The organism is Dictyoglomus sp. (assembly GCF_049968615.1).
GTDB lineage: Bacteria > Dictyoglomota > Dictyoglomia > Dictyoglomales > Dictyoglomaceae > Dictyoglomus > Dictyoglomus turgidum.
In genome coordinates, this window is record NZ_JBMFQK010000005.1 from 47,090 (window position 1) to 55,516 (window position 8,427).

Sequence of the window (8,427 nt, forward strand, 5' to 3'; positions counted from 1 at the left end):
ACAAGGGATATAGATATGGTTTGAGTAGGGTTGGTTGTAGTGTTTGTCCTTAATTCAGAGTCCTTTTACGACTGGTATTATAAATTTGAGAAAGTTAAAAATATTATAAAAGAGGATGCAGAAAAAATTGTGTTTGTGGATGGTTTGGGTGTTGAATTTTTAAGCCTTTTGCAGGCCATTTTAAAGGAGAAAGTTTTCGATACCAAAGAAAATAAAAAGTCTGCTGAAGTGGGAAAGGAACAGTCTCCAAAGAAGTCTTCTCGTGAAATTGGAAAGCTCAAAGTTAGGAGAAAATCAGAAGAACTCTTTAAGGATTGGGCTAATGATGTATTAGCTAAGTATCACTTTGAAGAGATCTCTAAATACCCTAGCCAGAAAATATCTTGGCTATGGACTTGAATATATGGATTTAGTTCAGGAAGGTTATATTGGGCTTATAAAAGCAGTGGATAAATTTAATTGGAGAAGAGGATACAAGTTTTCTACCTATGCTACTTGGTGGATAAGACAAACAATAACAAGAGCCCTTTCGGAGAAAGCTAATTTAATCAGGGAACTTTCAGGGAGAGAAAAGTTTTAGAGTTAAGATATGGATTAAAAGATGGTATTCCGAGAACTTTGGAAGAAATAAGAAAAAGGTGCATCTATCAATTTCTAACTTTTGATTTGTTTTTTCTTTTATGGTATAAATAAGCAAAAATAGAGGGGGTAAGAATTATGAGGAGACTTATATTTATCCTGAGTTTTTTTATATTTTTCTCCTTTTTAAATGTTTTCTCTTTTGCAGATTTTTCTGAGCCTGATGCAAGTATTGTTATTAGCCAAAATACATTAAATAAATTTTTAAATGTGATAGGGGAAGTGGAAAAATCTGATAAATTTAACATCTCAGGAGTTAAAGGAGAATATACTTGGATAGTTAGAAATCCAAGGATAATTTTGCGTAAGGACAAAGCAAGGTTTCAAGCGGATGTTACCGTATCCCTTAAAATGCCACCTTTGAGCTATTCTACTCCTGCCTATGGAGAGGTATCTATAAAATATGATCATGAAAATAATAAGATAAACATTAAAGTAGAAAAAGTTGCCTTTGAGGTTGCTTTTAATATTTTAGGAAAGAAAATAGCCTTAGGAGAGGTAGATCTCTCTAAAATTTATCAAATAGCCTTTACTTTTCCAGGACCAAAGCCTTTTGAGAGTTTTACAGAGGTAAGTATGCCCGATGGAAGTAAAAAGAAAATAAGAATTGATACTATTCCTGTTTTAATGCTTGATGAAGGAAAAATAATTGTGGGAACTCAAGTGAATTATAGTTCTTTAAATGGTAGGTAGAAAGGGTTTTTCTTTATTAGAAATACTTATAGTATTAGGTATTATTTTTATAATTGTTTCTATTTCTATTCCTTTATTTTTGAGAGTTCAAGAGGATGCAAAGAGAAATTCTCAAATTTACAATCTTTCTCTTGTTCAACTTGAAATTGAGAAATTTTACTTAAAAAATGGGAGATTTCCATCCTCAGAAGAAATTCAAAATCTCTTAACTACTAATTTCGTAGAGAACCCTATATGTCCTTATAATAGTCTCAATTATATTTTTACTTCTAATATAACAGCCTTTAGAAATGCTCTTAAAAATAATAATTTTAATAATGCCCACATAATATATTATTATGTATCGGGGAGGACTTATACTCTTTGGTATTATCCTCCTAAATTTTACGTAGGTAATAAAGCTACAAAAATATTCCACTATCCATGGTGCTGGACTTTGCCAGCACCACAAAATCAAGTTTTTTTTAACACGAGAGAGGAGGCTATCAATAATGGTTATAGACCTTGTGGTAATTGTCAACCCTAAAATTTATTTATAAAATTTTGCTCTAACCTCATCCATATTTATTACCTTGTTGTTTAACCTAGATTCTTCAGCAGAAAAAGCCATGAGATGACTTTCTATGGATTCTTCAATATTTGATAATGTCTCTTTTATTTCTCCTTTTAGTGCTTTTACAAATTCCTCCATTATTCCCTCGTCTCCTCCTGCATGTCCTACTAAATCTTTAAAAGGTAAGTTAAGGTTAATTATTTCTTCTTCTTTTCCAAATTTCTGTATGTAAATTTTATTCTCATCAAGATCTCCATAAATTTCTCCATGGGAGCCATAAAGATATATTTTTCTCGTAATCTTATTAGTAAAGGCGGTCATTGTAAAGGATGCATATACATTGTTTTTAAATTTTATAGAAACTTCTTGATGATCAACCACATTGTTATCAGAGTAATATACACATCTTCCATAGGGTCCTTCTCTTAGGGCTTTTAATCTTCCTTCTAAGGAAAGATCTTCAGAAATTACAGAGACAGGCCACCCTGTATAATCACCAAGATAAATTTTCTTGGCGTCATAGGGACAGTCCACACTACAGTCAAGACACCTTTCCTTTGCTTCTTTGGGAGCATTTTCTCTCTTGAAATATCTTAGTTCTCCAAAGGATGATAGGGTTTGGGATTTTTCGCCAATAAGAAAGGTTAAAATATCTAAGTCATGACAACTTTTTGCTAAGATTGATGGTGCTGATGTTTCCGAATTTCTCCAATTTCCCCTTACAAAGCTGTGGGCAAAATGGAAAAAGCCAATATTTTCTACTAGATTTATACCAATAAGCTCTCCTATTTCTTGTTTATTTAAAAGTTCTTTAAGTTTTTGGAAAAACATGGTATATCTTAATACATGGGCTACAGTAATACTCGCATTATACTCTTTTGCTACTTTATATAGTTCTTTAATCTCCTCAAGGTTTACTCCAATAGGTTTTTCAAGGAGTATTTTATATCCCCTTTTTATGGCTTCAATTGCAGGTTTTACGTGCATTCTATCCATGGTGGTAATAATTACACCATCGGCAAACTTTTCTTTTTCAAAAACCTCTTCCCAGGTTTTAAATTGTCTTTCGGGAGGAATATGGTGTTCTTTTGCAAATCTTTCTCTTCTTATGTCATTTGGTTCTGCTACTGCAACTACTTTTATGTCAGGTCTTCTTAATATTATCTTTCCATAGGCTTCGTAACCTCTATTTCCTGCACCAATCATTATAACTTCAACAGGTCTCATAATTTATTCTCCTCCTTATAAATTTCTAAAAGTTTATTTATAAATTTCCCTTTTTTCTCTTTATTTCCAAAGCTTAAAAAGGCAAGAAGTATAGCACCAAGTACAGGAGAAAGCTTTGGAGGCTCAACTTTGTAGCCTTCTTTCTCCAAAATATTAATAAACTCTTCTCTTACAATATCATTCTTCTCCAAAACACTCCCACTATAGGTCACAGTTATGGGTTTTTTAATTTTTAGAAATTTATTCGCCGTGGTTACGGTAATAGCTAATTCCTTTGCTGAATCTTTTAATATCTTTAAAGCCTTTTTATCTCCTTCTTTAGCAATCTCATAAGTGATTTTGGCAACGGAGGCAATATTTGATCTTCTATCCTTTTGAGGATCATAAATAAACTCAATAAAATCCAAGTGATCTTTTAAGCTTAGTTTTTTAAAGAGTAATTTGGTTAAATCTGTCTTTCTTTTTCTTCCATCAAGTTCTCTACTTACTTCATTTAATGTCCTATAGCCTATATAATATGCACTCCCTTCATCCCCAATAATGCTTCCCCATCCTGAGACCCTTATATCTTTATTGCCTTTTCTTCCATAGGTAATGGTTCCTGTTCCTGCTACTACATGGATTCCATCTCTTGCTAAATTTCCTCCAGCCCATCCTATAACTACATCATTAACAATAATGTCGGGCTCTATTTTTAGTTCATCTTTTATTATATTTCTTAAAATTTTTATATCTTCTCTAAATTCTCCCACTGCAGGAAGTCCAAAGCAAGATTTAATATCCTTAGGATTTATATCCTTTAATATAGAGGAAAGAAGTTCCTTAAGATTTTTTCTAAAAACCTCTTCTCCATTTTCTAAGATATTTGTAGGTCCTGATGTATTTTTAAAAATGAGGTTACCCTCTTCGTCAAAGAGGTAGGCAATAGTTTTTGTTCCTCCTCCATCTACGCCTAAAAAATACATTTTAATCACCTATTTAACTTGGACTTCTAATATATTATTATCTTTTGTAATTTCCTCAATTTTATTCTCTGGGTCTATGATAAAGGTTAATTTTTTAGGAGTACTTTGTGAAAATTTTAAGGTAAATTCTTGATCTCCATTTTTATCTAATCTTTCCAGATTAAATTCTCCTATAATATTGCCATTTTCGTCTTTTACAACAACTTTTATATTCTTTGCATCCATTAATCCCACATTTCCTACCTTGAAATATACTCTGTCTTTCTTTTTCGTAAATTCCACCTTGCCAAATAAAAGTTCTGGTTTTTGTGGATATCCTATAAAAGCTACTTTTGCTCCCTGAAAGCCAAATTTTTGCTGTATTCCAGGAGTATTTGGATCATTATCGTAAAGTTCTTCTTTTTTCACTTTAACTTCAAAGGTTTTGAATACTTCAGAATCTCCTACCGGAAGTGAAGCAATCATGGGCCAATTTAACCCATTAAAAGTAGTTATTTTTAAGGCCATCTCTTCTATACCACCATCGTAGAAAGTCACATAAAATATAGAGTCTTTTTTCTCTTTAAAGGTTAATACTACCCCTGCTCCCCATCCTTCACATTTTCTTGCTTTTGTTCCCCATATATTTTCAATTTCTTTCCATCCATCTCCATACAAAAAATCCTTATCGTTTCTTCCTATAATTATCAGTTGATTTACATTATCAGTAGTATAAGTTCTTTCTTTAATTTGGGCTGAGAGGTCATATACTTTAGATATGTAAAGATCGGTGATAGAATAGAGAAGATTGTATTTTTGACATACTTCTTTAACATAATTTATTAATTCTACATCATCCTCTTCGGCATAATTTAGGGTGAGAATTATGTAGCCTTTTCTTTTGGCAAGCTCAATTTGTTGTCTTACATATAGATCATTTATAGAGTTTTTTTCGTATTTTCCTGATTGGAAATTGTATCCTGAAGCAAAATCTTCCCAAAGTACTGCATCTATATAATCTCCAGTATATTCAAGAAGAGGAAAGCCTCTGTTTTGTATTAGGATTGCTTTAGGAAAAGTATCTCTTATTTTTTTAATAAGGCTTACCATACCATCTTTAGTTTGAGGAAAAAGTACTGCCGTATCTACTGTGTCCAAGAAAAAGCCATCATAATTTTTGTCTATTAAAAGATTCTTCATCTTGTTTATTACCAAATTTTGCCATTTTTCACATCCTGCATCCATATACCAAGAATTCCAGTTTACATTCTTTCCTAAGACACAGTTTTGTAAATCTGCTGTAGGGGGAGTATCGGATTCTCCGATGGTTACATAAACAACTACCTTTTTGCCCTTTGATTTTAAGTAATTTACCTCGTCTTTGGTAAGGGTATAATCTTGAATAACTATGAGATCATATTTTTCAAGTTTTTCAACTTCTCCTCTACCATAAAAGAATACAAAATTTTTAATATTACTAAGTTGGGATCCCTTTAAGGCAAAAGTATTTTGACCACCAGTTATTAGAACTATAAGTATTATGATAGCAAAGGTTAAAAATGGAGTTTTTGAAATTTTAGTCTTCATAGAACCTCACCTCTCGTATTTTATTAAAGAGGGGAGAGAGAGGGATTCCCTCTCTCTCCCCAATATTTCTATAGCTTTTTAGGTTCCAGTTTTATTATTTTCTTCTATAATTTCTTCTATAGTATTATCAGGATCAATGCGAATTTCAGTAGCATTAGAGGCATTTTCAAAAATTAATTCCTTTGTTGTATTTGGATTTAGAAGAGATATTGTTTGAGTTGCTAATATTTGATCTTGACCATTTTCGTATGAGTGGATGTTAACAGTTACGTTTTCAGCAGGTTTCAATCCTATGTTGGAGATATCAACTACTAAATTAGGTCCCCATTCTACTTTGCTAAATAATAGTTCAGGTTTTTCACCAGGATTTCCTATGTATGCGACTTTTACCGTATCAACACCATTCCCATTAATATCTGCGGCATAAATTGAAAATTTTTGCTGAATTCCCTCTCTACTATTCTCATTACTATCCTCATTGTCAAAAAAATCATCTTTGCTTATATTTACTTTTATGACTTGGAACTTTTTAGCAGTATCCGCTTTAATTTCCTCTTGCAAAATATTTTTCCAGTTATATGGAGGAGTTATATTATCATAAGTGTTTATATATAAGGTTTTAGGGGTATCGTCAGCATTATAAATTGCTATATAGAAGAAAGAATCTATGTTTTGGTCAAAAGTGAGTACAAATCCGGCACCCCATGGTTTGCAATACCTCACATCTGTTAAAAATATATACTCTATATCTCCCCAGCCATTATTAATATCATATCCATATAGTCCATCCTTAGTTCCACTTTGCCATGCATCATTTTTACCTATTAAGATTAGTGAGGTGGTGTTGGTAGGAGTTTCTAAACTTGTTGGAGTTTCTGGTGGTTGAGTGTTTTGTTTTGCAGAACACCCTGCAATGACCATCAAAAATAAGGTAATTGCAAGTAATTTTAATAATTTAGAACTCTTCATTTTCTCAACCCCTTTTAAATTAATTAAATTAAGAGTAGGGAAGAAGTAGCCTTCTTCCCTACTCTTAGCTCTTAGAAGTTTCCTAAAGGATCAACAAGAATTAAATTACCCCAGAAGGTAGGATTACCCCAGTTGGGGCTTGCTCCAGGAGCAGAACTCATCATCATTTCTTGATCTAATTTTCCAGGTGTATCGGTATCGCTTGGAGAGAAGGCAAATCCCATTATTAAATCGGGTTCAGGCTTTACCTTTATCAAAGACCATGGTATAGCAACTTCCACAGTATACCCATCGTTGGTTCTTTTTACTGCAATTTTTGCCTTTTTAACTTCATCTGCGAGAACTGGTGGGGTCCATACCCATATTTCGGGAGAAAGGAGTTCAAAATCTCCAGGGCTTATCCCTAATTGATAATCATCCTTGTTGTTTTTATTGTCTTCAAAATCACTTTGGAGATCAGTATCAAACCAAATTTCAATGTGATCTCCTTGCCACATATTTTCTCCTGTTGCTAACTGTACTATACTATCATCTTTTAATACAGCACCAATATATAGATAGTTCTTATCCCAGAGCATATAGTAATATACTGATAGATCATTGGGACCATTCCAGTTTTCTGGAATGTAGTCTACATCACCTTTAAGACCTACGTAGTACCTTGGTGAAAGGAAATATTCACTAATTTTAATGTCTCCATCAATAGTGGGTGGTGTTGTAGTATATGGTACATAGTGGGTCCAAGTGCCTTTTCTTAATTTTATGTCTTCAGCAAAGGATAAAGTTAATGTTAGAAGAAGAACTAAACTTAAGACTAATAAGAAACGCTTCATTTTGAATACCTCCTTTTGATTTTTAAATTTTTGCTTAACCATAAGTTTTTTAAAAATTTATTTTGTCTTTTTCACCTCCCCTTTATTTTTCTAATTTTTTCCAAGCCTCTTGTAAGATTTTGTTAACTCTGTCCTCAGCGGTTTTAGCAGCCTTTTCAATATCAACCTTTCCTTGCCAAGCATAGCCGAGGGTAGTTTCAAGCATATTATTCCATTCTAACCAAGAAGGAGTAAATTCAAGAGATTTGAGTTGTCCCTTTTCATATAGAGAGAAGATAGTGAGAGCGGATTTAATGTTAGGATCGTCGAAATATACTCGGGTTTTCAATTTAAGAGCGGGTATAGCCTGATGTTCTTTTCCCATAATTTCCTGCCCTTTAGGTCCAGTAGCGAACTTAATGAATTCCCAAGCAGCCTCTGGATATTTAGACTTAGAGTAGATAGCGAGGGAAAGTTGGTTAGCGGACATAAATCTTCCAGCAGGTCCTGAAGGTATAGGAGCGATACCCCAACGGAAAGGTAGTTTTCTATAGCTAACAATGAAAGAAGATATTCCCAGTGTAGTTGCGAAGTTTCCAGTCATGAAAGGATCGGAGAGTCCCTGCATGAAGGACTCAGAGGGACAGACCTTATATTTATATCTTAGTTCATACATAAATTTAAGACCCTCAAGGGATTTAGGGTTAGAGTAGATGGTGCAGGATTTTTTATCCTTAGAGAGTACAGTACCTCCTGCGCTCCAAATGATAGGATAGAGTCCACCCTCACCCCAAGTAGGGACGTAAGTTCCCCAGATTTCAGGAGTACCATCTTTATTTTCATCTATAGTTAATTTTTGAGCTGCCTCAATCCATTTATTCCAATCCCAAGACCAGTCAGGATATTTAATCTTATACTTATCAAAAATATCTTTGTTGTAGAACATTATACCGCCTAAGGTGATATCCCTTATCATAGCGTAAATCTTTCCATCCCATTCACA

General features: G+C 33.3%; 9 protein-coding genes and 1 pseudogene. 4 read left to right on the top strand and 6 right to left on the bottom strand.

Translation table 11 applies throughout. The annotated features are described in order from the left end of the window. The first annotated feature begins 39 nt into the window (after positions 1-39). From ACP5QL_RS05195 to ACP5QL_RS05210, 4 genes and pseudogenes are all read left to right on the top strand, one after another. Positions 40-399, top strand: coding sequence for a hypothetical protein (locus ACP5QL_RS05195; RefSeq protein ID WP_272995433.1), 360 nt, complete (start codon positions 40-42; stop codon positions 397-399). After that, positions 353-553: pseudogene (locus ACP5QL_RS05200) on the top strand (sigma-70 family RNA polymerase sigma factor); the annotation flags it as partial. The gene ACP5QL_RS05195 and the pseudogene ACP5QL_RS05200, both read left to right, overlap by 47 nt. Before the next feature lie 164 nt (positions 554-717). Then, entirely contained in the window at positions 718-1,332 is a 615-nt protein-coding gene (locus ACP5QL_RS05205) for a hypothetical protein (protein ID WP_272995430.1), read from the top strand. After that, positions 1,322-1,858, top strand: coding sequence for an Ada metal-binding domain-containing protein (locus ACP5QL_RS05210; protein ID WP_164930976.1), 537 nt, complete (start codon positions 1,322-1,324; stop codon positions 1,856-1,858). The genes ACP5QL_RS05205 and ACP5QL_RS05210 overlap by 11 nt, the downstream gene beginning before the upstream one ends. 3 nt (positions 1,859-1,861) lie before the next feature. On the opposite strand, the gene ACP5QL_RS05215 is transcribed toward ACP5QL_RS05210, so the two are convergent. The 6 genes from ACP5QL_RS05215 to ACP5QL_RS05240 all read right to left on the bottom strand — a co-directional run. Then, positions 1,862-3,112 carry a Gfo/Idh/MocA family protein gene (locus ACP5QL_RS05215; RefSeq protein WP_273333656.1) on the bottom strand — a complete coding sequence of 417 codons (1,251 nt, stop codon included), beginning with the start codon at positions 3,110-3,112 and terminating at the stop codon, positions 1,862-1,864. Further along, positions 3,109-4,077: an N-acetylglucosamine kinase gene (locus tag ACP5QL_RS05220; RefSeq protein WP_272995425.1), complete on the bottom strand. Its 969-nt coding sequence runs from the start codon at positions 4,075-4,077 to the stop codon at positions 3,109-3,111. Before ACP5QL_RS05220 ends, ACP5QL_RS05215 begins: the two co-directional genes overlap by 4 nt. A gap of 9 nt (positions 4,078-4,086) precedes the next feature. Further along, positions 4,087-5,643, bottom strand: a complete 1,557-nt coding sequence (locus ACP5QL_RS05225; RefSeq protein ID WP_428125855.1) for an endo alpha-1,4 polygalactosaminidase — start codon at positions 5,641-5,643, stop codon at positions 4,087-4,089. Between the two features lie 78 nt (positions 5,644-5,721). Then, a complete protein-coding gene (locus ACP5QL_RS05230) occupies positions 5,722-6,612 on the bottom strand; it encodes a CARDB domain-containing protein (protein ID WP_428125857.1) in 891 nt (296 codons plus the stop codon). A gap of 71 nt (positions 6,613-6,683) precedes the next feature. Further along, a complete protein-coding gene (locus tag ACP5QL_RS05235) occupies positions 6,684-7,445 on the bottom strand; it encodes a sugar-binding protein (RefSeq protein WP_428125859.1) in 762 nt (253 codons plus the stop codon). An 82-nt stretch (positions 7,446-7,527) separates the two neighbouring features. After that, positions 7,528-8,427 (bottom strand): ABC transporter substrate-binding protein (locus ACP5QL_RS05240; RefSeq protein WP_428125862.1); only part of this gene is annotated, 900 nt, incomplete at its 5' end.

Coding starts and splice junctions, on each gene's coding strand:
- ACP5QL_RS05205 (WP_272995430.1), top strand. CDS start 718: ATGAGGAGACTTATATTTATCCTGAGTTTTTTTATATTTTTCTCCTTT.
- ACP5QL_RS05210 (WP_164930976.1), top strand. CDS start 1,322: ATGGTAGGTAGAAAGGGTTTTTCTTTATTAGAAATACTTATAGTATTA.
- ACP5QL_RS05215 (WP_273333656.1), bottom strand. CDS start 3,112: ATGAGACCTGTTGAAGTTATAATGATTGGTGCAGGAAATAGAGGTTAC.
- ACP5QL_RS05220 (WP_272995425.1), bottom strand. CDS start 4,077: ATGTATTTTTTAGGCGTAGATGGAGGAGGAACAAAAACTATTGCCTAC.
- ACP5QL_RS05225 (WP_428125855.1), bottom strand. CDS start 5,643: ATGAAGACTAAAATTTCAAAAACTCCATTTTTAACCTTTGCTATCATA.
- ACP5QL_RS05230 (WP_428125857.1), bottom strand. CDS start 6,612: ATGAAGAGTTCTAAATTATTAAAATTACTTGCAATTACCTTATTTTTG.
- ACP5QL_RS05235 (WP_428125859.1), bottom strand. CDS start 7,445: ATGAAGCGTTTCTTATTAGTCTTAAGTTTAGTTCTTCTTCTAACATTA.